Source organism: Nocardia amamiensis (genome assembly GCF_015477605.1).
Taxonomy (GTDB): Bacteria; Actinomycetota; Actinomycetes; order Mycobacteriales; family Mycobacteriaceae; genus Nocardia; species Nocardia amamiensis_A.
This window is the reverse complement of sequence record NZ_JADLQX010000362.1, coordinates 1-255: the sequence shown is the minus strand read 5'-3', so window position 1 is coordinate 255 and position 255 is coordinate 1. Positions and strand designations below refer to the sequence as shown.

General features: G+C 69.0%; 1 protein-coding gene. It reads right to left on the bottom strand.

What is annotated here, in order from left to right; genetic code table 11:
- The coding region (locus IU459_RS38165; RefSeq protein WP_195134383.1) for a helix-turn-helix domain-containing protein at positions 1-255 on the bottom strand (255 nt) is incomplete at both ends.

Sequence of the window (255 nt, the reverse complement as noted above, 5' to 3'; positions counted from 1 at the left end):
GCCCTGCTCGGTCATGACGACGCCGACGACCATGCGGATCAGCTCGGCGACCAGGGCGCGGGTCCACAGCGGGCCGCCGATCAACAGCTCCTCAGGGGTGTAGTCGGCCATCGCGGTGAACAGCACCACGCGGTCTTCGGCACTGATCGCCTCGCCCCGCCCGGTACGCGACTTGACCGGAGCGGCCAGCGATTCCCGACCACCAGCCTGGTACTTACGCCACCAGGTCCCCACCGACCGCTGCGAGACTCCGAA